The sequence below is a fragment of the Pseudomonas sp. K2I15 genome, from assembly GCF_002204795.1.
In the GTDB taxonomy this organism is placed as follows: domain Bacteria; phylum Pseudomonadota; class Gammaproteobacteria; order Pseudomonadales; family Pseudomonadaceae; genus Aquipseudomonas.
The window spans coordinates 34,092-58,987 of sequence record NZ_NIXO01000015.1 but is presented as its reverse complement, the minus strand read 5'-3'; the positions used below and the strand labels follow the sequence as shown (position 1 = coordinate 58,987).

Sequence of the window (24,896 nt, the reverse complement as noted above, 5' to 3'; positions counted from 1 at the left end):
CGCCCTATGAAAGCGCCCCTGACCCTCCTCGCCGCCAGCCTGCTGCTGGCTGCCTGCAGCACCCCCGCACCGCGCCTCGACGCCGGTATGCAAGCACCGCCCGCCTGGCACAGCGCACGCGGCGTAACGGCGCTGCGGGACAACCAGCAATGGTGGGCGACCTTTGCCAGCCGCCAGCTCAACCAACTGATCGAACAGGCCCGCAGTGGCAGTTACGACCTGGCCAGCGCCATGGCCCGGGTGCGCCAGGCCCAGGCCAGCGCGGTGATAGCCGGGGCGCCGTTGCTGCCTGAACTCACCGGCGCGTTCAATGCAAACCGCCAGCAGTTGCTGCGGGGCAATGGCTACAGCCAGCTGGACGCCACCAGCAGCAACAAGGCCGTGGATTACTTTGATGCGCGCCTGAGCGCCACTTACGAAATTGATTTTTGGGGCGGCAAGCGCGCCGCGCGGGACAGCGCCGTGGAGGAAGTGCGCGCCAGCGAGTTCGACCAGGCCACGGTTGAGCTGACCCTGCTCAGCGGCGTTGCAACCAGTTATACCCAGTGGCTGTCATTGTGTGAGCAACTGCGCATTGCTCAACTGAACCTGGACAACGCCCAAAGCGTGTTGAAACTGGTACAAACCCGCCACGATGCAGGCTCCGCTACCGCCCTGGAACTGGCTCAGCAAAAAAGCCTGGTGGCCGCGCAACAACGCCAACTGCCGCTGGCACAACAACAGGCCGACGAGGCCTTGATCAGCCTCGCGGCGCTGTTGGGCAAACCGGTGCAGGACCTGCACCTCGCACCGCAGCCCTTTGCACAGTTGAACTGGCCGAGCATCAGTGCCGGCGTTCCCAGCCAACTGCTCAGCCGCCGGCCCGATATCGCCAGCGCCGAGGCCCGCCTGGCAGCGGCCCAGGCAGACGTCACCGTCGCCCGGGCAGCCATGTTGCCCACCATCACCCTCAGTGCCGACCTTGGCTCGGGCGCCGATAAACTCAGCGACGTATTGCGCAACCCGTTCTACGACCTCACGTCGGGCCTGGTCGCACCGATCTTCAACAATGGCCGTCTGAGCGCCGAACGGAATAAGGCCCACGCACGCCAGGATGAACTGCTGCAGACATACCGGGGCGCGATCATCAATGGCTTTGCCGATGTGGAAAAGGCCCTGAGCAGCATTCGCGGGCTGGATGCGCAGCGCCAGTGGCAGAGCGAGGAATTGAGTGAGGCACAGACCGCCTTTGAGATTGCCCAAAGCCGGTACGAGGCCGGGGCGGAGGACTTGCTGACAGTGCTGGAGACGCAGCGCACGCTCTATGCGGCGCAGGATTTGAATGTGCAATTGCGCCGGTCGCGGCTGAACGCAAGCATTGCGCTGTATAAGGCACTGGGGGGTGGATGGCAGGTGCCAGGCACCATCAACTGAACAACAAAATTCCAATCCAGGAGCCTGGCTTGCCGGCTCCTGCAGTTGAACGACGCACCCTTTAGAGCACCCGCTCCTTGACCTTCAAATGCCGCGCGTACCAAGGCCGCCTGGGCACCTTGCGAAACAACCCGGTCAACGTGTCCTCATCCGCACCGAAGGTAATCCGCAGTGCCAGCTTCATGGTCTCCGGGTCCATCTCCATCGATTTTCCCATCTGCAACCCTGGCGTGGTGCTGCAACCATGGGTATCCGGCCCCAGCCATGGATCATCCACTTCCACCCAGCGCCCCGGCGCAAACCAGGGCACGCCGTTGACCTGCAAGCGGCTCACTTCCCCCGGATGAAAACGCTCATGAGCGCGAAACCAATCCTCGATGCGGTCATCAATCCAACCGTGAAAACGCCAGAACACCGGATTCACATGCGAGGAAAACGGGTCACCCAGAAAGTCATTCTCCGGTGCATACCAACGCCCCGCAAAGTCAGCGGGATCACGCGCAAAAGGCACCGGGGCACCGTTGGACGGGTCACGTGGCACCGAGGCCCAGCGCATATGCAGCCAGTCGTGCAGCCCCAGTTCCACCTCGGAGCCGAACTGCCCTAACGTCAGTTTCGCGAGGTAACGCGGGTCACGGTACTGCGACTCCCAGACCTCGAAATTACTGTGGTAAGTCTCGGCTGCCTTGATATCGCTGACCCACTGGGTGTACGCGCTGTCATTCGCCGCCCTCCAGGTGGGCGGTAGCGCAAAACCGTCATGGTTGTCGAAATAGCGGACAAACCCTTGGCGATCACGCTCCAGCCCCGGTTGCGGCTGCGGGAAGTATGCCCACGATGGCAAATCCTGCATCGAACGGGCGGCGCCGAGCATGTGCCGGTGCATGAAAAAGAAGTCGATACCCGAACCGTTGCGATCCTTGCGCGCCCCACGGGCATCGCGCTCGTTGTCACGTGGGCCCGGCTGCCAGCCGATCCCCCGCAAGGCATTGCGCTTGTCTTCAGAGAGTTTATGCCACTGGTCACGAGAGGCGTGCCAGAGCTGGTGAAACAGACGGTGTTCAGGAGCAATCAGCCAGGCCAGTAACGTTGGGTTGAGACCAATGCGCTCACGGGCTTCGGGAAACAGCTGCTTGGTGGCGACAAAATGGTTGTCTTGTTCGAGCAGGGCCAATGGCCGATCCAGGCTGAGGACTTGCCCACTCAGGGTGCCGCTGCCAGCGTTACCGAACTCGGCCCAGACTTCATCGAGGGTCATTTTGAATTCATAGGCAGGAGCACCGTCCGCTGCATCGCGGTCGATCAGGCGCCAATACAGATGCGCCCCGTCGCCCGTAGCCAGGTCACCCAGCACACGGTAGCGCGGTTCGCCGTCGGCACGCAGCTGTTCGGCGGTGTCCAGGTAGCCACGCAGGCCACGCCCTCGCGGTGCGATGTCGAGGAGCAATTCCAGGCCGTCCAGGGGCAAGCCGTTCAGACCTGCATCGCGCCCTGCCAACCGCACACTCCAGACGCCGCGCAGGCTGTCCGCCAAATGCTGGCCGGCGGTGTCTGCCAGGTCGACCGTGGCTTCGCCGGGGGTAATCGGAAACTCTTCACGCGTCAGCTCGCGATGGGCATAAAAGGCCGCAGGCACTGCAGCGCCAGTCAGCGCCAGGCCGGCGATAAACCCTCGTCGAGAAATCGTCATTGCTTTACCTGTGTCAGCCATCAAGCAGGCTTTATCCAAGCTAGAACGTTCGCTGACAGGGGAAATTTAGCACCGCCGGCAACACGCCTAAATTTTCTCGCCCATCGCTCGTTCATCCCAGATAGCAAAGGCCTCAACTGACTGAGATGGCAATGACAAAACCACGTTCGAAAAAGGCGTTGTACCTCGGCCTGCCACTGGTCCTGGCCATTGGCGCCGGGGCCGGGTTCCTGGTTTGGGACCATTGGTTCAAGGGTAATGCCGGGTACCCGTTGGCGGTAATCAAGCAAGCCAATGAGTTGCAGGACCGCCTGCTGTCGTTCGACAGTCACATCACCGTGCCGCTTAACTTTGGCACCGCCGGCAACGAAGCTGACAAGGATGGCAGCGGCCAGTTCGACCTGGCCAAGGCCAACCGAGGGCGCTTGTCCGGCGCAGCCCTGACGATTTTCGGCTGGCCGGAAATGTGGAACGGCCCCAACGCGCCCCACAAGCCCACCGAAGGTTTTGTCGAAGAAGCCCGCCACCAGCAGGAGACTCGCTACAAGATCATTTCCGGCATGGTCCGCGACTTCCCCAACCAGGTCGGCATTGCCTACACACCGGATGATTTCCGGCGCCTGCATGGCGAAGGCAAGTTTGCGATTTTTATCAGCATGCTCAACGCCTATCCGCTGGGCGATGACCTGAATCAGTTGAACCTGTGGACGGCGCGCGGCATGCGCATGTTCGGTTTCAGCTACATCGGCAATAATGCCTGGTCGGACTCGTCGCGCCCGCTGCCGTTTTTCAATGACTCGCCCGACGCCCTCGATGGCCTCTCGGACATCGGCAAGCAAGCGGTACATCGCCTCAATGACCTGGGCGTAATCATTGATGTCTCGCAAATGTCTACCAAGGCCCTGGAGCAAGTGGCGCAGTTGAGCCGCACCCCCATGGTGGCCTCCCACTCGGCGCCACGGGCGTCGGTGGACATACCGCGCAACCTCAGCGACAAAGAACTGCAACTGATCAAGAACAGCGGCGGCGTAGTCCAGGTGGTGGGCTTCCCTGCGTACCTGCGCCCCCTCAGCCAGCCCATCCAGGACAAGCTCAACGCTCTGCGCGCACGCTTCGACCTGCCGCCACTGCCCAACCTGGCCGTGGCCCTGATGCCTGGCGATCCGATCATCTCGGCCTGGCCCGAACAGAAGTTCGGCCAGTACGCCAGTGCGCTGTACGCCATCCTCGAAGAAGAACCCAAGGCCACTCTCAAGGACCTGGGCGATGCCATCGATTACACCGTGCGCAAGATTGGCATCGACCACGTCGGCATTGCCTCGGACTTCAACGACGGCGGCGGAATCAAGGGTTGGGAGAACGTCGGCGAAGTGCGCAACGTGACCGCCGAGCTGATCCAGCGCGGCTACTCCGAAGCCGATATCGCCAAGCTGTGGGGAGGCAACTTCCTGCGGGTCTGGGACCAGGTACAAAAAGCCGCCAAGCCATTGGCCAACCGCTGAACCACCCCCAATGAATGAAGTGAATTCATGACCGACCGCCGTACATTTCTCAAGCAGGCCGGGCTTCTCGCCGCGAGCCTGCCGCTGGGCACTGCCATCATCCCCCAGGCACTGGCAGGCAATGCGGCACCACCTGGCGACCCATGGGCAGGGTTTCGCCAACTGTTCACCCAGGACCCGGACTACCTGCACTTTTCCAACTTCCTGGTGGCCTCGCACCCCAAACCGGTGCGCGACGCGATTGACCGTTACCGCGCACAGATCGACCGCAACCCGGGCCTGGCCATGGACTGGGACCTGCAAGAGACCTGGAAACGTGAAGGCCAGGTGCGCGAATGGGCCGGCCGCTACCTGAATGCCAGGCCTGGCCAGATCGCCCTGACCGGCAGCACCTCGGAAGGGCTGGCGATGATTTACGGCGGCATCCACGTGCGGCCAGACCAGGAGATCCTGACCACCGTTCACGAACATTACGCTACCGCCTACAGCCTCGATTTCCGGGTACGCAAGCAAGGCACGCAGGTACGCAAGATCAAATTATTCGAAAACGCCCATTCGGTATCCGTCGACGAAGTGCTCGGCTCTATCGAGCGCAATATCCGTCCCAACACCCGCGTGCTCGGCATGACTTGGGTGCAGTCCGGCAGCGGCGTCAAGTTGCCGATCGGCGAGATCGGCAAGCTGGTGGATGAACACAACCGCCACCGCGACGACAAGGACCGCATCCTCTACGTGGTCGATGGCGTGCATGGCTTTGGTGTCGAGAACCTCGACTTCCCGCAGATGCATTGCGACTTTTTCATTGCCGGCACCCACAAGTGGATGTTCGGCCCACGGGGCACCGGGATCATTTGCGCCCGCTCGGAGCAGAACACCGACGTGACACCGATGGTGCCGACCTTCTCCGAAGACACCAACTTCGCGACCACCATGACACCCGGTGGTTATCACGCCTTCGAACATCGCTGGGCCGCAGACGAAGCGTTCAAGCTGCACCTGCAACTGGGTAAGCCGCAGGTTCAGGCGCGCATCCATCAGCTCAACGATGAACTGAAAACCCAATTGCTGGCGCACTCGAAGATCGAGCTGGTGACACCCCGCAGCTCCGATTTGTCGGCGGGCTTTACCTTCTTCCGGGTCAACGGCCAGGACAGCCGCGACGTGGCGGCTTACATGATGAAAAACCGGGTAGTGATCGACTCGGTCTATCGGGATGCCGGCCCGGTGATTCGTACCTCCCCGGGCCTGCTCAACACATCGGCCGAGATCCAGCGCTTCATGACCTTGCTGAGCCAACGGTTGTGACACCTCTTTTTCTTTTCATCGAGATGCTCCCATGAACCATCACCCGCACCTCAAACCACTGGCCGCACTGATTCTGACGACACTGTGCGGTGCCCTGCTGCCAGGCCTGGCGCAGGCCGCCACGCCAGCACCCGGTAAAGTGTTCAAGGACTGCAAGGACTGCCCCGAAATGGTCGTGCTGCCCGCCGGTACGTTCACCATGGGCACCCCCGAAGACGAAGTGGGCCGCGAGCCCGACGAAGGCCCGATGCACCCGGTCACCTTCGCCAAGCCCTTCGCCATGAGCCGCTTCCAGGTCACCGCCGGCGAGTGGGACAGCTATGTACGCCAGTCCGGGGTCAAGATCGCCAATGGCGATGAGCGACCGGGCCGTGAATGTGTCGCCAGCAAGCCACGCTATCTACAAGGGCCGCGCCAACCTGCCGTATGCATGGACTTTGAGGATGTGCAGAGCTACGTCGCGTGGTTGTCGAAGAAAACCGGCCATCACTACCAAATGGTCAGTGAAGCCCAGCGCGAATACGCCGCCCGTGCCGGCTCCACCGGCCCGTTCCCCTTCCCGTTCGATGAGGGCAAGGGCTACAGCATCGCCCTGCATGCCAATACCTACGGCCCGGCGGACGGCTACAGCTATTCGTCCCCGGTGGGCAGCTACCCGCCCAACGCCTTCGGTATGTACGACATGCACGGCAACGTCTACGAATGGACCGCCGATTGCTACAACGACGATTACGTCGGCGCCCCAGGCGACGGCAGCGCCTGGCTGACCGGCAAATGCGAATTCAGGCGCATCCGCGGCAACGACTGGGGCGAAGCGCCCGTGTTCTCCCGCTCCGGCAACCGCAACGCGCTGATACCAGACAACCGTGGCGACTGGATCGGCTTTCGCGTCGTGCGGGATCTGTAAGGCGGCCAGCCATCTAAATTAACCCTCCTCCCAGTCGTTTTACAGGTGTGTGCGACCCGCCGTGCAATGCACTGCGGCGCACCACCGCCCTCTATGCCACCCAGGCCGCGCCCGGCCGCTCTTCAAGCAGGGAACCTCCATGAGCAAACCAACACGTGGGGTGATCAATGAATTGTTCACCCTGCTCAAACCCTTTCGGCTGATTGTCGTCGGCTCCATCCTGCTTGGCATGGTCGGTGGCCTCAGCGTCACGGTATTGCTGGCGACCATCAATACTGTGCTGCACGCCGACAGCGGCCTGACCAACACTGTGGTCGGCGCCTTCGCCGGCCTCTGCCTGCTGGCACTGGTCAGTTCGATCTTTTCCGATATCGGCACCAATTATGTGGGGCAAAAGATCATCGCCCGGCTGCGCAAGGAGCTTGGGGAAAAAGTCCTGTCGGCGCCGATCGAACAGATCGAGCGCTACCGCAGCCACCGCCTGATCCCGGTACTCACCCACGACGTCGACACCATCAGCGATTTCGCATTCGCCTTCGCGCCGCTGGCCATTTCCCTGACCGTCACCCTTGGCTGCATGGGTTACCTGGCGATGCTGTCATGGCCGATGTTCCTGATCATGGTGGTCGCGATCATCATCGGTACAGTCGTCCAGTACATTGCCCGGGGCCGCGGAATCAAAGGATTCATGGAGGCCCGCGACGCCGAAGACGAACTGCAAAAACACTACAACTCCATCGCCGAGGGCGCCAAGGAGTTGCGTATCCATCGTCCACGCCGGCACCGCATGTTTGTCTCAGGCATAGAAAACACTGCCGACAAAATCTGCGACACGCAGATCCGTTCGGTGAATATTTTCGTCGTCGCCAAGACCCTCGGCTCCATGTTGTTTTTCGTGGTGATCGGCCTGGCGCTCGCGCTGCAATCATTGTGGCCGAGTGCAGACAAATCAGTGATGAGCGGCTTTGTGCTGGTGCTGTTGTACATGAAAGGTCCGCTGGAGCACCTGATCGGCACTCTGCCAATCGTCAGCCGCGCGCAGATAGCCTTGCGCCGCATTGCAGCCTTGTCGGAACAGTTTTCCTCGCCCGAGCCCCACCTGCTGCTCAGCGACCAAGGCAACAAAAGCACGCCGGTGCACAGCTTGGAACTGACTGACGTCGCCTACAGCTTCCCCCCCACCGAAGGCAGCGCACCGTTTCGCCTGGGGCCGGTAAACCTGAAGATCGAGCAAGGCGACATCATCTTCATTGTCGGCGAAAACGGTTGCGGCAAAACCACCCTGATCAAGCTGCTGCTTGGCCTGTACGCGCCGCAGCAGGGGGAGATCCGCCTCAACGGCCAGGCCGTGACCGCAGTGACCCGTGACGACTATCGCCAGTTGTTCACCACGATCTTCGCTGACTACTACCTGTTCGACGATGTGGTGCAAGGCGACACGCATATTCCCGAAGATGCCAACCAGTACCTGCAACGCCTGGAGATCGGCCACAAGGTCAGCGTGCGTGACGGTTCGTTCACCACAACCGACCTGTCCACCGGCCAGCGCAAGCGCCTGGCGCTGGTCAATGCATGGCTGGAGGAGCGCCCGGTGCTGGTGTTTGACGAATGGGCCGCAGACCAGGACCCGACGTTCCGGCGAATTTTCTACACAGAGTTGCTGCCGGATCTGAAGCGCCTGGGCAAAACCATCATCGTGATTTCCCACGACGATCGTTACTTCGACATCGCCGATCAACTGGTTCGCATGGAAGCCGGAAAAGTGGTCACCGAACTTCAACCGGCATGAATAAGTTCGATTCTCATTCTGGTTTTTGCAGCCTCGTGCGTCTAACTAAGAATCGATAACAACTACGCAACCATTAAAACCAGTAAGAGTGAGCACAATGTCAGCAATTGCGGGGATTCCACGTTTTACCAAGGCCTTGTTCATGCGTCGTATGCTGCAGCCGGGCTTCAGCGCCACCGCGTTCAGCATGGCGCTGGCGTTGCCGTTCAGTGCGCAGGTTCAGGCCCAGGAGATCAGCTTCAATATCCCGGCACAATCGCTGGCAAGCGCACTGCAGGCACTGGGCACCCAGTCGAACATGCAAGTGCTGTACAGCGCCGATGATGTAAAGGGCCAGCGCAGCCAACCGGTGAGCGGCCGGTTTTCGTCTGAACAGGCGTTATCGCTGATGCTGGTGGGGACCGGCGCAGTGTTCACTGTTCAAGACAACACCGTCACCGTACGTGCCAGGGCAACGGGCGACTCGCTGGAACTGGGTGCCACTACTATCAGCGGCCGGGCTGTTGAATCGGCCTACGGCCCCGTGGACGGTTACGTCGCCACCCGCAGCGCCACCGGCACCAAGACTGATACGCCCATCCTGGAAATCCCGCAAACCATCAACGTGGTCACCGCCAAACAGATCGAGACCCAGGGCGCACTGAACTTGACCCAAGCCTTGCGCTACACGCCCGGCCTGAACACTGGCGGCTTCACCGACCGCAACGCGATCGCTGACGAAATCACCAGCCGTGGCTTCGCCCCTACCCAGTTGTACCTGGACGGCGCTTACCTGCCCTATGCCGGCAGCCTGGGCGGCGCTCCGCAGATAGACCCGTACACCCTGGAGCGCATCGAAGTGCTCAAAGGCCCGTCGTCGGTGCTCTTTGGCCAGAACCAGCCAGGTGGCCTGATCAACATGGTCTCCAAGCGACCGACCACGGAACAACGCACTGAAGTCAAGATCGGTGCCGGCAGCTACAACCGGGTCAACGGCGCATTCGACACCAGCGGCCCGCTCGACGAGCAGAAAGAGTTCAGCTATCGCATCGTCGGCGTCGCGAAGAAAGGCAACCAGCAGGTCGATCACACCCACAGTGAACGCATGCTGCTGGCGCCAAGCCTGACCTGGGCCCCGAACGACGACACCTCCCTGACCGTACTGGCGCAAATCCAGCGGGACCGGGGGCTGGAAGACTATCAGGCGCTGCCGATGATCGGCTCTCTGGAGCGTGGCCCCAACGGCAAGCGCATCGACCGCAATTTCTTCTCCGGCGACTCGAAATACAACGACTACAAACGTGACCAGTTCATCCTGGGCTACGATTTGACCCACAGCTTCAGCGACAACCTGAAAGGTCGCTCCACCGCCCGCTACACCGACGTGCGCGACGACTACAAAGGCTTCTACCTGCGCAGCTTCGTCACCGACGCAGTCACCGGCGCGGTCGACCAGACCCAGGCCAATCGCGTCAAACTCGACTGGCGCCAGCACAACACCGCTTACACCATCGATAACAACCTGGAATACAAATTCAACACCGGCGCGCTTGAGCACACCACTCTGGTCGGCCTGGACTATCGCAACTTCAACCGCAAATACACCGGCTACAACTCCTACAACGTGCTGCCGATCAACCTCTACGGCGAAAACAACAACTACGACACCAGCAGCGTGACCCCAGAGAAAACCACCAAGTGGGACAACACCGTGCGCCAGACCGGCGTCTACCTGCAGGACCAGATCAAACTGGACAAGTGGATCCTGACCGTTGGTGGCCGCCAGGACTGGGCCGAAGTGGAAAACAAGGACCTGATTGCAAACTCCATCACCGAACAGCGTGACAACAAGTTCACTGGCCGTGTCGGCCTGACCTATGTCACCGACTTCGGACTGGCGCCATACGTCAGCTACTCCGAATCCTTCCTGCCGACCGTCGGCACCACCGCGCCCGAGCGTGGTGGCAAGGCCTTCGCGCCGACCGAAGGCGAACAGTACGAAGTGGGTGTGAAATACCAGCCGTTCGAGAAGACCCTGATCACCGCTTCCGTGTACCAGATCAAACAGAAAAACGTGCTGAGCCAGGATAACGAATACACACAGTACTCGGTCCAGCAGGGCCAGGTGCGCTCCCGTGGTGTTGAACTGGAAGTCAAATCGTCGATTGCCAACGTCGACGTACTGGCCGCCGCTTCCTACTTGGATGCGTTCTACATCAAGAACAACTACGGCAACACCGGCAACCGCACCGAGCAACAAGCGCCGGTTTCAGCCTCGCTGTGGGTTGACTACCACTTCACCCAAGCCGTGCTCAATGGCCTGACCTTCGGTGCCGGCGCCCGCTACACCGGCCCCAAGCCGGGTGACGCAGCCAACTCGTTCGAGATCCCGGGCTTCGTGGTCTATGACACCACCGTCAGCTACGACCTGAGCAAAGTATCGCCAAGCCTGCGCGGCGTGGAGACCAGCCTGAACGTGCAAAACGTGTTTAACCGCGAGTACGTGTCCCACTGCAACTATTCGTTCGGCTGCTACTACGGCCAGGAGCGTGTCGCCTCGGTTGACGTGACGTACAACTTCTAAGCAGCACCCACAAAAAAACCGGGCCTGGCCCGGTTTTTTTGTGCCTGCTCTCAAGCTGTCAGCGCGGTTCGCAATGCCTGGGTCAATTGACCGTACACCCCGTCGATATCCGGCACCACGCTCTGCAAGCGCAGGAAGTCGTGAATCAACCCGGCGTACTCGATCACCTCCACCGCCACCCCCTGATCCTGCAAACGTCGGGCGTAGGCACGGCCTTCATCCAGCAGCGGGTCATGACCGGCCAACGCAATCAACGCCGGTGGCATTCCCTGGTAACCCGGCGCCAGCAATGGCGAGAAGCGCCAGTCAAGACGATCCGCCGCCTCCCGGGCGTAATGCCGGTAGAACCATTCAAGTGTCTCGCTCTCCAGCAGATACCCCTCGCCGAACAACTCGGTCGACGGGCTATTGGTGGAAGCGTCCGTCACCGGATAGCACAGCAGTTGCCAGCAGGGTTTGATTGCCAGTGTCGCGGGCTCAAGCACCGACTGCAACGCCAGTACCGTCGCCAGTGTGGCCCCCACACTGTCGCCACCGAAAGCCACGCGGGTGATGTCCAGGCCTTCGCCTGCGGCGTTATCGGCCAGCCAGGCCAGGGCATCGGCGCCATCGTTCAGCGGCGTCGGGAACCTGTGCTCCGGTGCCAGTCGATAACCCACTGAAACCACCGCACACGGGGTTCTGGCGCAGAACTCGCGGCACACCCCGTCATGAGACTCCAGGCTGCCGACCACATAGCCACCGCCATGAAAGTACACGAGTACCGGCAGGCTCTGCGCCGAAACGGCAGCAGGACGGTACACACGCAACGCCAGCGTCGAGCCATCGCGTGCCGTGAATTCGATGGCGCTACAGCGCACCTGCGCAGGTGCCTCCCAGCGCAGTTGCGCGGTGGTGCGCTCGAACGCCTCACGGGCCTGGGCAGGCGTTGACAGGTGAAACGGCCCAGGGCCGTCCGCCTGGCTTTCTTGCGCCAGGTCGAGGAAGGCATTGAGTTCCGGATGCAAGGACATCGCAGGTTTCCTTATGAAAAAGCCACAGACGAAAGAGGAGCCGCAAGGGCCCCTCTTTGTATAACGTTGGATCGGCCTCAATCCTTAAGCCGCTTGTGCCACGCAATGCTCGATCAGCGCCTCCAGTTCGGCCTGGTACTCACGCATCAACTGTTCAACGGTTTCGGCACGGTAGCGGCGCGTGCTGAAGATACAGCGCATCGCCAGGCGTCCGTCATACACCTGCCCCACCACTTCCAGCCAATTGCCCAGCGCCGCCTGCGGGCTGTAGCAACTGCCATAGCTCTCCTGAGCCGGCACCAACATCGCCTTGTCATCGAAGCTCTGGTCGAACTGCCCCAGGTAGTTGAAGGTGACACGCGCCTGCGGTGCAAGGCGCAAGGTATCGGCCATTTGCCCACCGCTCATGTGACGCAGTATTCCATAGCCCAGGCCTTTGTTCGGTACGCCCGCCAATTGCCGCTGCACTGCACGCACCGAGGCCCCGATATCAGCCCCGGCACCGGGTGCCAGGCGCACCGGGAACATACTGGTAAACCATCCCAGGCTGCGGCTCAGGTCGATGTCCTTGACCAGGTCTTCGCGGCCATGGCCTTCGAGCTGGATCAGTACCGAAGGCTGCCCGCTCCAGCGGCACAACACCCGGCTCAACGCCGCGAGCAACACATCATTGATCTGCGTCTGGTAGACCGCAGGCACCTGTTTGAGTAACTGCTGGGTGTGCTCCTGCGACAGGCCCATCAGCGCGACCGATTGGTACTGCACCTGGTTCTTGCCACGCGGGTTGTCGCACGGCAGCTCACTGCCCGGCTGGTCGATCTGCTCAAGCCACCAGGCTTGCTCCTGCGCCGGATAATTCGCCGCGTACGCTTGCAAACCCTCGGCCCAGGCCCGGTAGCTGCTGGTGCGAATCGGCAGGGCCGGCGCCTGGCCATTGCTGTAAGCCTCATAAGCGACCTGCAAATCCTGCAGCAGCAAACGCCAGGAAACAGTGTCGATCACCAAATGATGGATCACCATCAATACCCGGACCTGGCCATCGCCCAACGTCACATGAGCGGTACGCCACACCGGCCCGTCTTGCAAGTCCAGGCTGCGCTGTACCTGTTCGGCATACAGTTCAAGCTCAGCCTCATCGGCCACGGTGTGTTGCCATAACAAGGGCTCAGTGGCCCATTGCGCCTGCATTTCCTCAAGTGGCTGGTAATGCTGGTAATGGCGTGCGCCCACCTCACGAAAGCGCAAGCGCAGGGCGTCGTGCTGCTTCAACATGCAGCGCAATGCCAGCTCCAGCGCCGGCAGATTCAGCGCCTGGCGTGCACGCAGCATCAATGCCTGGTTGTAATGATGCGGCTCGCTCATACGCTGGTCGAACAGCCACTGCTGGATCGGAATCAGGTTGAACTGGCCCTCGGCGGCCACCTGCGACACGTCATCGATCACCGTGGCGCCGCTGCTGGAGCGCTGCTCGAAAATCGCCTCGATGGTCTGCCCGCGCATCAGGTCCCGCAGCTTGAGGTCCATCTTCAGTTCAGGGTGGTTGCGTACCCGCGACACGACCTGCAGGCTGAGGATCGAGTCACCGCCCAGCTCGAAGAAGTTGTCGGTGATACCCACGCGCTCCACTTGCAACACATCAGCCCAGACCTGCGCCAGTAGTTGCTCGTCACGAGTACGGCCGGGGACATACTCGCTGCCCTTGAATTCAGGTTCCGGCAAGGCCTGGCGATCCAGCTTGCCGTTGGGCGTCACAGGCAGCGCCACCATGCAGATGATCTGGGTGGGCACCATGTAATCCGGCAATTGCGCGCGCACGTGCGCCTTGAGGCGATCACCGATGGCCATGCCATCGGGCGTCACCACATAACCGATCAGTTGCTTGCCCGATGCACTGTCACGGGCGATCACCAACGCATCGCTGACGTCGTCCAGTTGCCGCAGGCTCGCCTCGATTTCCCCCAGTTCAATGCGAAAGCCCCGGACCTTGATCTGGTGATCAATTCGCCCGACGTAATCAAGCACACCATCAACGCGCTGACGCACCAGGTCGCCACTGCGGTAGAGACGATCGCCCGGCGGCCCGAAAGGGTCCGGCACAAAGCGCTCGGCACTCAGGTCCGGACGACGGTAATAGCCGCGGGCAATGCCCTGGCCCCCGATGTACAGTTCACCGGCAATCCCCGGCGGCAGCGGGTTGAGGTCTTCGTCCAGCACGTACAACGCTCGCTCGCCGACAGCACGCCCGATCGGCGCATAAGCGGCCTCGCAACGGGTGCCGACCGGGACCTTCCAGAGCATCGGCGTGACCACGGTTTCGGTCGGGCCATAGCCGTTGGTAAAGAACTGTGGGCGCAGTGCCGCTTTCACTTGTTCGAAGGTCTGGTCCGGCACCGCATCGCCACCGAAGCAATACACCCGTACCGGTGGCGGTACCTGTTGGCTATGGGCCGCGTATTCGGCCAACTGCTTGAGGTAGGCCGGCGGGAAACAGGCAATCGTGATGCTGTGTTGATGCAAGGCGTCGAAGGTCTGCTCCGGCGTCCACAGGCTGGCATCGCGGATCACCAGCGTGCCCCCGCTCAATAGCGTACTGAGCCAGCGCTCGTGAGCGCCGTCGAAGGCAAACGACATGAAATGCAGCTCGCGGGTGCGCTCATCCATGTCATACAGCCCGGCAATGGCCTGGCAATGCATGCTCATCGGCCCATGCGCCACTGCCACACCTTTCGGCCGGCCTGTGGAGCCCGAGGTATAAATCAAGTAGGCCAGATTGGCGCCCAGCAAACCGCTGGCTGGCGGCGTGTCGCTGTAGCCCGCGCGGTCAAACGTATCGATGGCCAGTTGGGCCAGGCCTTCCACCGCTGGCAGGCGCGCCTGCACCTGGCTATGAGTCAGCAGCAGCGCCATCGCCGAGTCTTGCATCATGAACGCCAGGCGCTCGGGCGGATAGTCGATGTCCAACGGCACATAAGCCGAGCCGCTTTTCATCACCGCCAACAACGCCACGACCATTTCTACGGAACGTTCCAGGGCCACCCCGACCACCACTTCCGGCCCGGCCCCCAATTCGATCAAACGATGGGCCAGGCAATTGGCTCGACGTTCCAGCTCACCGTAGCTCAGCGAGTCGCCCCCACACACCAGTGCCGTCGCCTCTCCACGCGAATGGGCATGGCGCGCGATCAGTTCCGGCAAGAGCTGCGCCTGGTAGCTGGCATTCGGCGCCGCACTCCACTGCTCAAAGGCCTGCCACTGATCGGCGCCAAGGCGCTGAAGGTTACCCAGTCGCGCTGTCGGCGCAACGATCATGGCCTCAAGGGTGTCTTCCATGCAGCGGCGAATCTGCTCCACCGCCTCGACACTGAAGGCATTGCGCAGGAACAGATACTCGATCGACAACTGTTCGCCGAGGTTTACCGCCAGGTCCATCGCAAAGTTGGTGACGTCATGGTTGCGCGACTCGCCGAAGCTCAGGCCAGTGTCTTGTTGTTCACCCAGGCGCTCATCGATCGGGTAGTTCTCAAACACGATGATGCTGTCGAACAGCCCCTGCCCCCCCAGGCCCGACCAGCGCTGAATGTCTGCCAGCGGCGCGTGTGCGTGCTCACGGATATCCATGTTGCAGGCCTGCAACTGTTGCAACCACTGATCCAGAGGCTGCGCCGGCTCCAGGGTCTGGATCACCGGTAGCGTATTGATGAACAGCCCCAGGATGTTGTCGGCGTTGACCAGCCCCGCAGGACGGCCGGCGACGGTGGCACCGAACACCACGGTGTTCTGCCCGGTAAAGCGTTGCAGCAACAACAGCCACGCCCCCTGGATCAGCGTGTTGGGTGTGATTTGCAAGGCGCGGCAAGCCTGTTGCAGGCGTGCGGTTTGCGCCGCATCCCAGCGCGAATAAAGCGCCTGGTGCCCCGGCAAATCCTCGACATGGCGCGGGAACATCGCCTGGTTCAGCGAGGTTGCCTGCTCCAGTGTTGCGAGACGGCTTCTCCAGAAGCCCTCCAGTGCCCCTTGATCCTGGCGTTGCAGCCATTCGATGAACTCGCGGTAACGACCGTTGCGCCCCGGCACGTGGCCGTGGGCATAAAACTGTAAAACCTCGCCGAACAGTCGCGAGCTGCTCCAGCCGTCCATCAGGATGTGATGGCAGGTCCAGATCATCTGGTAGCGGTCGTCCTCAAGACGCAACAACAGCACACGCTGCAACGGCGCACGGGCCAAATCGAAACCTTGCAGGTAATCGGCCGTTGCGCGCTCGCCGATCGCCTGTTCGCTGATGTCCTGGCCGCGCCAGTCTTCGATCAGCAGCGGCAGTTCGGCCTGGCGGTGGACAATTTGCACCGGGGCGCTCAAGCCATCCTGCCAATGAAAACTGGTCCGCAGAATGTCCTCACGCTCAACCACCGATTGCCAGGCTGCGGTGAAACGTTCGGTATCCAGCCCGCGTACCGGCAGGCTGATCTGGTTGATGTACAGGCCGCTGCTGTCGTCGGCCAGGGTGTGGAACAGCATGCCTTCTTGCATCGGTGACAACGGATAGACGTCTTGCACCTGCGCCACGGGTACCGGCAAGCCGTCCAGATGCGCCTGGGTCAAACGGGCCAACGGGAAGTCAGACGGCGTCAGGCCCTGATGCTCTTCGCCGCAGCAATGCTCGATCAATGCCCGCAACGCTACGCCGTAGGCATCGGCCAATTGCTGGACAGTGGCCTCATCAAAAACGTCGCGACTGAAGGTCCAGTCCAGGGACAACTGGCCGTTGAACACCCGGCCATCGATGGTCAGCCAGTTGCCCAGCGCCACGTCATCAGCGTGCCCTGCCCCGCTGCCCTCCTCGCTCGGCGTGAACAACGCCTGCTCATCGAAGCTTTGGTCGAACTGGCCGAGATAGTTGAAGGTAATCCGCGCCTGCGCGAGTTTCGCCAAATGCGACCGGACGTCCTCGGCACCGAGGTAACGCAGCACGCCATAACCCAGGCCCTTGTTCGGCACCGCGCGCAGTTGTTCCTTGATGCCCTTGATCGTGTCTGCCGCGTGCGCCGATGGTGTCAATACCACCGGGAACAGGCTGGTGAACCAGCCCAGCGTGCGGCTCAGGTCGACACCCCCGAATAACTCCTCACGCCCATGACCTTCCAGTTGCACCAGGCACGCAGGTTGCGCAGTCCACTGGCAAATCACCTGCGCCAGGGCACTGAGCAAGAGATCGTTGACTTGCGTGCGATAGGCCGACGGCGCCTGTTTGAGCAGGCGCCGGGTCTGTTCTGTATCCAGACGGGTATTGACCGAATGGCCATGCACCGAAGCCTGGCTGCCCTCAGGCCGCGCCCGTGGCAGCTCCGGCAACGTATGGGCCAGTTGTCTGGTCCAGTAACTCAATTCCCGAGCCAGCCCTTCACTGTGGGCGTAGCCCTGCAACTGATCGGCCCATGCCTTGAACGCCGTGGACTTGGCCGGCAACACCACCGGCTGGTTCGCCGTCAGTTGCCGGTAGGCCGTTTGCAAGTCTTCCAGCAGCACGCGCCACGAAACTCCGTCCATTACCAAGTGGTGAATCGCCAGGTGCAAGCGCGAACTGCCGTCCTGCACCGCGATCAGGCTGCAGCGCAGCAACGGGCCGTGTTGCAGGTCAAGGCTGCGTTGCGCCTGGTTGGCAATGGCGATGATCTCATCGGCGTTCTCTGCCTGGCGCTGCCAGAGGTCCACCGGTTGTGCACCGACGGCCTCATGGCCGGCCTGCCAGGTACCCTCGCCCGATTGCAGGAAGCGCAAGCGCAAGGCGTCATGATGGGCCACCACGTGCTCGAGTGCCTGTTGCAAACACGCGACGTCCAATGGCTCGCGCGGGGTCAGCATCAGCGACTGGTTCCAGTGGTCACGGTGCGCCATGTCACTGGCGAAGAACCAGTGCTGCATCGGTACCAGGTGGCTGTCACCGCTGACCGGCCCCTGATCGATCGTACCGGCTTGATCAGCGGTCGCAGCCCGGGCCAGCGCCTGGATGTTCTGGTGCAGGAACAGGTCCTTGGGGGTCAAGCCGATTCCCTGCTGACGTGCGCGGCTGACCACTTGAATCGAATTGATCGAGTCGCCACCCAAGGCGAAGAAGTTATCGGTGGTACCCACCCGGGCCACGCCGAGCACGGCTTGCCAGATCTCGACCAGGGCACTTTCGACCGCATTGGCGGGAGCCACGAAGTCCTGCTGCACCTCAACCAGGTCTGGCACCGGGAGTGCCTTGCGGTCGAGTTTGCCGTTGGGGCTCAGGGGCATTTTTTTAAGCGGCGTCAGGTGCGTCGGCACCATGTGTTCCGGCAGGGCCTGGCGCAGATGCGCCGCCAGCGCCTCGCGCAGTGCCGGCCAGTCGGTGGCGGCGTCAGGCTGGGTCACGACGTAGCCACTCAGGGCTTTGCCGTTGCGGCTGTCCTGCGCCACCACCACGGCTTCACGCACGGCCTCGTGCTCCAGCAGGCGCGCTTCGATTTCTCCCAACTCGATACGAAAACCGCGGATCTTCACCTGATGGTCGATACGGCCGATGTAATCAATCACGCCGTCGGCGCGGTAGCGTGCCAGGTCACCCGTGCGGTACAGCCGTTCGCCGGCGACAAACGGACTGGCAACGAAACGTTCGGCCGTCAGTTCCGGACGACGGTGGTACCCGCGCGCCAGCCCCTGGCCGCTGAGGTACAGTTCGCCGTTGACGCCGATAGGCACCGGGTTCAGTTCAGCGTCGAGGATGTAGGTCATCAAGTTCGCTATCGGCTCACCGATGGGCACTGCATCACGACCTTCGTCGCGACAGGTCCAGTGGGTGACATCAATCGCCGCTTCGGTAGGGCCGTAGAGATTGAACAACCCCGCGCCCGGCAGCTTGGCGAATACCTGCTGCTGGGCATCGACCGGCAAGGCTTCGCCACTGCAGACGATACGGGTGAGGCTGGTGCAGCGGCTGACGTTGGCGTCCAGCACAAATGCTTGCAGCATCGACGGGACGAAATGCAGGGTAGTAATGCCTTCGCGTTCGATCAGCCGCACCAGCTTCTGTGGATCACGGTGATCCCCTGGCGACGCCACGACCAGCCGGACGCCAGTCATCAACGGCCAGAAAAACTCCCAGACCGACACATCGAAGCTGAACGGCGTTTTTTGCAGCACGCGGTCGTCGGCGTGCAGCGCGTAGGCCTGCTGCATCCAGCACAACCGGTTGGTCAGGGCTCCGTGGCTGTTGCCAGCCCCTTTGGGTTTGCCGGTAGAACCGGAGGTGTAAATCACATAAGCGAGGTTGTGCGCGACGGCGCGCGACTCGGGGTTGCTTTGCGCCTCACCGGCCAGCCAATCGTCGCCACCATCGAGTATCAGTGTGCGCACCCGCTCCGGCAGCGGCAAGGTTGCGACCAGCGCTTGCTGGGTCAGCAGCCACTCGATGCCGCTGTCGTCGATCATGTAGGCCAGGCGCTCCGGCGGGTACTCCGGGTCCAGGGGTACATAGGCACCGCCGGCCTTCAGGATCGCCAGCAGCCCCACCACCATTTCCACGCTACGGTGCAGTGCAATGCCCACCAGCACGTCCGGCCCGACGCCACGCGCGATCAGGGCATGGGCCAACTGGTTGGCCCGCGCGTTGAGCTGGGCATAGGTCAGCGACTGGCCCTCGAACACCAACGCTACCGCATGCGGGGCCCGCTCCACCTGGGCTTCGATCAAGTGCTGCACCGGCTGGTGATTCGGGAAGTGGGCGAACGTGCGGTTCCAGTCCTGAACCATCATCCGGCGCTGCACCGCATCGAGCATCGGCAACTCGGCGATGCGTTGGGTGGGGTTGGCCACAATCGCGCGCAGCAGGTTCAGCCAATGCTCGCCCAGGCGCACGACAGTAGCCGGCTCAAACAAGTCAGAGGCGTAGGACAGTGCGGCACTGATGCCTTCGCTGTACTCGAACGTATCCAGGGAGAGGTCGAACTGCGCGCTGCCCGAATCCCAGGTCAATTGCTCCAGGCTCAACCCCGGCAGGTCAATAACCTCACGACGGGCATCGCTGGCATGGTTGAACATCGCCTGGAACAATGGCGTGTGGCTCAGGTTGCGTGCGGGAGCAAGCAGTTCCACCAGTTGCTCGAAGGGCAGGTCCTGATGAGCCTGCGCCCCCAGTACCCGCTGCTTAACCTGATGGAGCAACTGGTCAAAGCGCAAGTGCCCCTCAATGTCGGCCCTGAGCACCTGGGTGTTGACGAAGAAACCCAGCATCCCCTCGGTTTCAAGGCGATTGCGGTTGGCAATCGGTACCCCGACACGAATATCCTGCTGCCCGCTGTAGCGATGCAACAAGGTCTGGAAACCGGCCAACAGCAGCATGAACAGTGTGGTGTTTTGCTGTTGCGCCAGGCGCTTGAGGCTCTCGGCCAGGGACGGTTCGAGGGTGATCGGCAGCCTGGCACCGCGATAGCTTTGTTGAGCCGGACGTGGATGGTCAGTTGGCAGCTCAAGAACGGGTTGCTCGCCTCCCAACTGTTCTGTCCAGTAGCCGAGCTGACGTTGCTGCTCACCCGCCGCCAGCCACTGACGCTGCCAGTGCGCGTAATCGGCGTACTGGATCGGCAGTGCCGCCAGCTCAGCCGGCTGGCCTTGACTGAAGCCGCGATACAACTGCATCAGTTCGTCGATCATGACCCGCATCGACCAGGCGTCCGACACGATGTGGTGCTGAGTCAGGATCAGCACATGATCTTCAGCGCCCAGTTGCAACAGTTTGACCCGCAGCAACGGCCCACGCTGCAGATCAAAGAGCTGGCGGGTTTCAGCTTCAATCAAGCCGCGCAGGCTATTGGCATCCAGCTCGGCAGCCGCCGACTCCACTGCAATGGCCACCGGCACCGGCGCGTCAATCCGTTGTACGGGACGTTCGTTCTCCAGCACAAACCGGGTACGCAAGCTCTCATGACGCGCCACCAGGGCGTCAAAACACTGTTGCAACGCCGCCTGGTCAAGGTGGCCGCGCAAACGCAGGGCGGCGGGAATATGGTAGGCGCTGCTGGCAGGCTCCAGTTGCCACAAAAACCATTGCCGTTGCTGGGCGTACGACAACGCAAGCGATTGGTCCCGCGCGAGACGCGGGATAGCCAGCTCAGGGGTCGACGATGCCGGGGCCATCGCCTCGACAAACGCTTGCAGGCTGTTATGGGCGAACAGCAGGCGCAAAGGCACCTGGACGTACAGTTGCTGGCGAATCCGCGAAACCACTTGGGTCGCCAGCAGCGAATGGCCGCCCAGCTCGAAGAAGTTGTCACTCAGGCCAACCCGCGGCACGTTGAGCACCTCGGCCCAGATCGCCGCTACCGCTTGCTGCACGGGCGTCTGCGCAGCCACATAGGTTTTCTGCCATTGGCTGGCATCCGGCTTGGGCAGTTGCTTGCGGTCCAGCTTGCCGTTGGGGGTCAGCGGGAACCTTGGCAGCAGCACCATGTGCGCCGGCACCATGTAATCGGGCAGGTTGACGTTGAGCCGCGCGTTCAAGCTGTCACGCAGGCGACACTGCCCGTCAGCATCCAGGTTCTGCCATTCGGCGCTGGGGACCACATACGCCACCAACGCCTGGCCGCCCGGGGCATCCTGGGCCAGTACTGCGGCTTCGCGCACGGCGTCCTGTTCGAGCAGGCGTGCTTCGATTTCCCCGAGCTCGATGCGGAAACCGCGAATTTTCACCTGATGGTCGATCCGCCCCAGGTATTCGAGGATGCCGTCCGGGCGCTGACGTGCAAGGTCGCCGGTACGGTAAAGCCGCTCGCCGGCACTGGAAAACGGATGGGGAACAAAGCGTTCGGCGGTCAATGCCGGGCGCTGGAAGTAACCCCGCGCCAGGCCGTCCCCGCCGATCAGCAACTCGCCGGCAACACCATAGGGTACCGGCATCAGGTCTGCACCGACGATGTACAGCGATGTGTTGTCGATTGGCCCGCCCAGCCATGGTTGCGCAGCCTGCGGACCCAGCCGGTGCAACGCCGACCAGACGGTGGTTTCCGTAGGGCCATAGAGGTTCCAGACCTCACCGCCAAGGCCAAGCATGCGTACCGCCAGCTCCTGGGGCAACGCCTCGCCACCGCACAGGCACTTGCAACCCTGGAGCACCTGGGCCTGTTCGTTGTCGAGCAACATGCGCCAGGTCGAGGGGGTCGCTTGCACCACGTTGACCTGTTCGGCTTCGATCAGGGCCAGCACCGCGTACGGGTCCTGCGCCACCTCCTGGCCGGTCAGTACGATGCACGCACCGACCATCAGGGGTACGTAGATTTCCAGGCCAAAAATATCGAACGAGAACGTGGTCAGTGACAACGCCCGATCCTGGGCGGTCATTCCCGGCACCCGGGCCATGCTTGCGACAAAGTTGGTCAGTGCAGCATGCCGCACCATCACCCCTTTGGGCTGGCCGGTGGAGCCGGAGGTGTAGATTGCATAAGCCAGGTGCTCCGGGTCCAGCCGGGTCGGCAGATCGTCACCGGGATGGCCGTCAAGCCAGTCGCCCGGTTGATCCAGCACCAACGTCTTGACCGTGTCGGGCACCGGTATCTGGCTAAGCAGCGAATGCTGGGTCAGCAACAGGTCAATACCACTGTCTTCAATCATGTAGGCGAGGCGATCCTGCGGGAACGCGGGATCGAGGGGCAAATAGGCGCCTGCGGCCTTGAGGATCGCCAACAACCCGATCAGCATGTGCGGGCTGCGCTCGACGGCAATGCCCACCAGCACACCGGCGCTCACGCCGTGACGCTGCAACTCCACCGCCAACTGATTGGCCCGGCTGTTGAGTTGCCCGTAGCTCAAGCGCAGGCCATCGACGACCAGCGCCGGGGCGTCCGGTGAACGGGCCACCTGCGCCTCGAACAGTCGATGAACATAACCCGCCTGCGGCATGGCGACCGGAGGGGGGGCGCAATCTTGGAGCTGTACTTGACGCTGTACAGCGTCAAGCAACGGTAGCTCACCAATGCTGTGTGCCGGGTTCGCGACAATTGCCTGCAGCAGGTTTTGCCAGTGCCCGGCCATGCGCGCAACCGTGTCCACGCCGAACAGGTCCGTGGCATAGATCAGCGCCGCAGACAGGCCCTCGGGACGTTCCATGGTTTCCAGGGTCAGGTCGAATTGCGCACTATGGGTATCCCAGCGCAGCCCCTCGACCTTCAATTCGCCCACCGGCCCCTCGCCCGTCGGGCCTTGGGTCTGGTGGTTGAACATCACTTGAAACAGCGGGCTGTGGCTCAGGTTGCGTTGCGGCTGCAAGGCTTCCACCAGTTGCTCGAACGGTAGATCCTGATGCGCCTGTGCATCCAGCGCGGCCTGCTTGACCTGTTGCAGCAACGCACTGAATGAGCCCTGGCTGTCGACCTCGCTCTTGAGCACTTGGGTGTTGACGAAAAACCCGATCAACCCCTCGGTCTCCACCCGGTTGCGGTTCGCAGTCGGCACACCGACCCGAATGTCGTTCTGCCCGCTGTAGCGATGCAGCAAGGCCTGGTAGGAGGCCAGCAGAATCATGAACAGGCTGACCCCTTCGCGCTGGGCCATCTGCTTGAGGCCTGCAACCAGCGCGGCGTCGATATTCAACTCCAGCCGGGCACCGCGATAGCTCATCACAGCCGGCCGGGCAACGTCAGTCGGCAGTTCAAGCACCGGCTGCTCGCCACCCAGTTGCGCGGTCCAGTACTGCAACTGACGCTCTCGTTCGCCGGCCTCCATCCAGTGCCGCTGCCAGATGGCATAGTCGCTGTATTGAATCGGCAAAGCCGGCAGTTCCAGGCTGAGCCCCCGACTGAACGCGGCGTAGCCCTTGACCAACTCCTCAACCATTACCTGCATCGACCAGCCATCGGAGACGATGTGGTGCAAGGTCACAATCAGCACATGGTCATCCGCTGCCAGTTGCAACAGGCACGTGCGCAACAACGGCCCCTGCTGCAAGTCGAACAACCGGCGGGTCTCGTCTTCGATCAAGTGCCGCAGTTGCGCCTCGTCCGGCACCTGGGCCAGAGGCTGCACGTGCAGATGTACCGGTGCTGCCTCCTGCACGTGCTGCACCACTTGCTCGCCGTGCGTCACGAAGGTGGTACGCAGGCTCTCGTGGCGCGCGACCAGCGCACTGAAACTCTGTTGCAGCGCAGCGATGTCCAATGGCCCGCGCAAGCGCAGGGCCGTGGGCATGTGATAAGCCGCACTCTGCGGGTCCAACTGCCACAGGAACCATTGGCGTTCCTGGGCAAAAGACAATGACAACGTGTCGAACTCGGCACTGACAGGCGGAATCGGCAGGTTCGCCGGGGAAACGTCCTCTTCAAGCATTTTCTGCAGGTAAAGACGGCGTTTTTCCAGCGGCAGCGTTATGAAGCGCCTGGCAATACGTTGTGCGACAGCGGTGTCCATCAAACCTCCTCGAATTCATCAAGCAGCGCTTCAAGCTTGCTCAATTTTGACGTGCTCATTTGCGTGCCGGTCTGCTCCAGTTGCGCGACAAACGCACCGAGAACCGGAAATTGAAATATCAATTGGGGCGTTAACTTCATGCCCAGTTCGAGCTGCAGGCGCGACACCACATTCACCACCAGCAGCGAATGCCCGCCCAGCTCGAAGAAATCGTCAGCCAGCCCGACCTGCTCAACGTTGAGCACGCCTTGCCAGATGGCCGCGACCTTGCATTCCAGGTCGCTTTGCGGCGCCAGATAA

Annotated in this window: 9 protein-coding genes and 1 pseudogene; 6 read left to right on the top strand and 4 right to left on the bottom strand. The window is 61.9% G+C overall.

Features of this window, described 5'->3' with window-relative positions; genetic code table 11:
• Positions 1 to 6: 6 nt before the first annotated feature.
• A complete protein-coding gene (locus CEC48_RS11830; RefSeq protein ID WP_088423906.1) occupies positions 7 to 1,413 on the top strand; it encodes an efflux transporter outer membrane subunit in 1,407 nt (468 codons plus the stop codon).
• Between the two features lie 61 nt (positions 1,414 to 1,474).
• Here CEC48_RS11830 and CEC48_RS11825 read toward each other — a convergent pair whose 3' ends face one another.
• Complete coding sequence (locus CEC48_RS11825) at positions 1,475 to 3,103, bottom strand: PvdJ/PvdD/PvdP-like protein (protein ID WP_088423905.1); 1,629 nt, start codon at positions 3,101 to 3,103, stop codon at positions 1,475 to 1,477.
• 152 nt (positions 3,104 to 3,255) lie between these two features.
• Here CEC48_RS11825 and pvdM point away from each other — a divergent pair, with 152 nt between their 5' ends.
• From pvdM to CEC48_RS11800, 5 genes are all read left to right on the top strand, one after another.
• On the top strand, positions 3,256 to 4,605 hold the full coding sequence (gene pvdM / locus CEC48_RS11820; RefSeq protein WP_088423904.1) for a pyoverdine-tailoring dipeptidase-like protein PvdM: 1,350 nt from the start codon (positions 3,256 to 3,258) through the stop codon (positions 4,603 to 4,605).
• Positions 4,606 to 4,632: 27 nt separating this feature from the next.
• Complete coding sequence (locus tag CEC48_RS11815) at positions 4,633 to 5,910, top strand: aminotransferase class V-fold PLP-dependent enzyme (RefSeq protein WP_088423903.1); 1,278 nt, start codon at positions 4,633 to 4,635, stop codon at positions 5,908 to 5,910.
• A 31-nt stretch (positions 5,911 to 5,941) separates the two neighbouring features.
• Entirely contained in the window at positions 5,942 to 6,817 is an 876-nt protein-coding gene (locus CEC48_RS11810) for a formylglycine-generating enzyme family protein (protein WP_088423902.1), read from the top strand.
• A 139-nt stretch (positions 6,818 to 6,956) separates the two neighbouring features.
• Positions 6,957 to 8,606: a cyclic peptide export ABC transporter gene (locus CEC48_RS11805; RefSeq protein WP_088423901.1), complete on the top strand. Its 1,650-nt coding sequence runs from the start codon at positions 6,957 to 6,959 to the stop codon at positions 8,604 to 8,606.
• A gap of 142 nt (positions 8,607 to 8,748) precedes the next feature.
• Positions 8,749 to 11,169 carry a TonB-dependent siderophore receptor gene (locus tag CEC48_RS11800; protein ID WP_371917762.1) on the top strand — a complete coding sequence of 807 codons (2,421 nt, stop codon included), beginning with the start codon at positions 8,749 to 8,751 and terminating at the stop codon, positions 11,167 to 11,169.
• 50 nt (positions 11,170 to 11,219) lie between these two features.
• Here the strand turns inward: CEC48_RS11800 and CEC48_RS11795 are convergent, their stop codons facing one another.
• From CEC48_RS11795 to CEC48_RS32185, 3 genes and pseudogenes are all read right to left on the bottom strand, one after another.
• Positions 11,220 to 12,182 carry an alpha/beta hydrolase gene (locus CEC48_RS11795; protein WP_088423899.1) on the bottom strand — a complete coding sequence of 321 codons (963 nt, stop codon included), beginning with the start codon at positions 12,180 to 12,182 and terminating at the stop codon, positions 11,220 to 11,222.
• Between the two features lie 84 nt (positions 12,183 to 12,266).
• The gene (locus CEC48_RS11790) at positions 12,267 to 24,596 is read right to left on the bottom strand and encodes a non-ribosomal peptide synthase/polyketide synthase (protein ID WP_088423898.1); all 12,330 of its coding nucleotides are present in this window, start codon (positions 24,594 to 24,596) and stop codon (positions 12,267 to 12,269) included.
• Positions 24,596 to 24,805: pseudogene (locus CEC48_RS32185) on the bottom strand (phosphopantetheine-binding protein); the annotation flags it as partial. The gene CEC48_RS11790 and the pseudogene CEC48_RS32185, both read right to left, overlap by 1 nt.
• Positions 24,806 to 24,896: the final 91 nt, after the last annotated feature.

Excerpts from the sequence above, each read along its gene's own strand:
- CEC48_RS11830 (WP_088423906.1), top strand. The coding sequence starts at position 7 with ATGAAAGCGCCCCTGACCCTCCTCGCCGCCAGCCTGCTGCTGGCTGCC.
- CEC48_RS11825 (WP_088423905.1), bottom strand. The coding sequence starts at position 3,103 with ATGACGATTTCTCGACGAGGGTTTATCGCCGGCCTGGCGCTGACTGGC.
- pvdM (WP_088423904.1), top strand. The coding sequence starts at position 3,256 with ATGACAAAACCACGTTCGAAAAAGGCGTTGTACCTCGGCCTGCCACTG.
- CEC48_RS11815 (WP_088423903.1), top strand. The coding sequence starts at position 4,633 with ATGACCGACCGCCGTACATTTCTCAAGCAGGCCGGGCTTCTCGCCGCG.
- CEC48_RS11810 (WP_088423902.1), top strand. The coding sequence starts at position 5,942 with ATGAACCATCACCCGCACCTCAAACCACTGGCCGCACTGATTCTGACG.
- CEC48_RS11805 (WP_088423901.1), top strand. The coding sequence starts at position 6,957 with ATGAGCAAACCAACACGTGGGGTGATCAATGAATTGTTCACCCTGCTC.
- CEC48_RS11800 (WP_371917762.1), top strand. The coding sequence starts at position 8,749 with ATGCGTCGTATGCTGCAGCCGGGCTTCAGCGCCACCGCGTTCAGCATG.
- CEC48_RS11795 (WP_088423899.1), bottom strand. The coding sequence starts at position 12,182 with ATGTCCTTGCATCCGGAACTCAATGCCTTCCTCGACCTGGCGCAAGAA.
- CEC48_RS11790 (WP_088423898.1), bottom strand. The coding sequence starts at position 24,596 with ATGGACACCGCTGTCGCACAACGTATTGCCAGGCGCTTCATAACGCTG.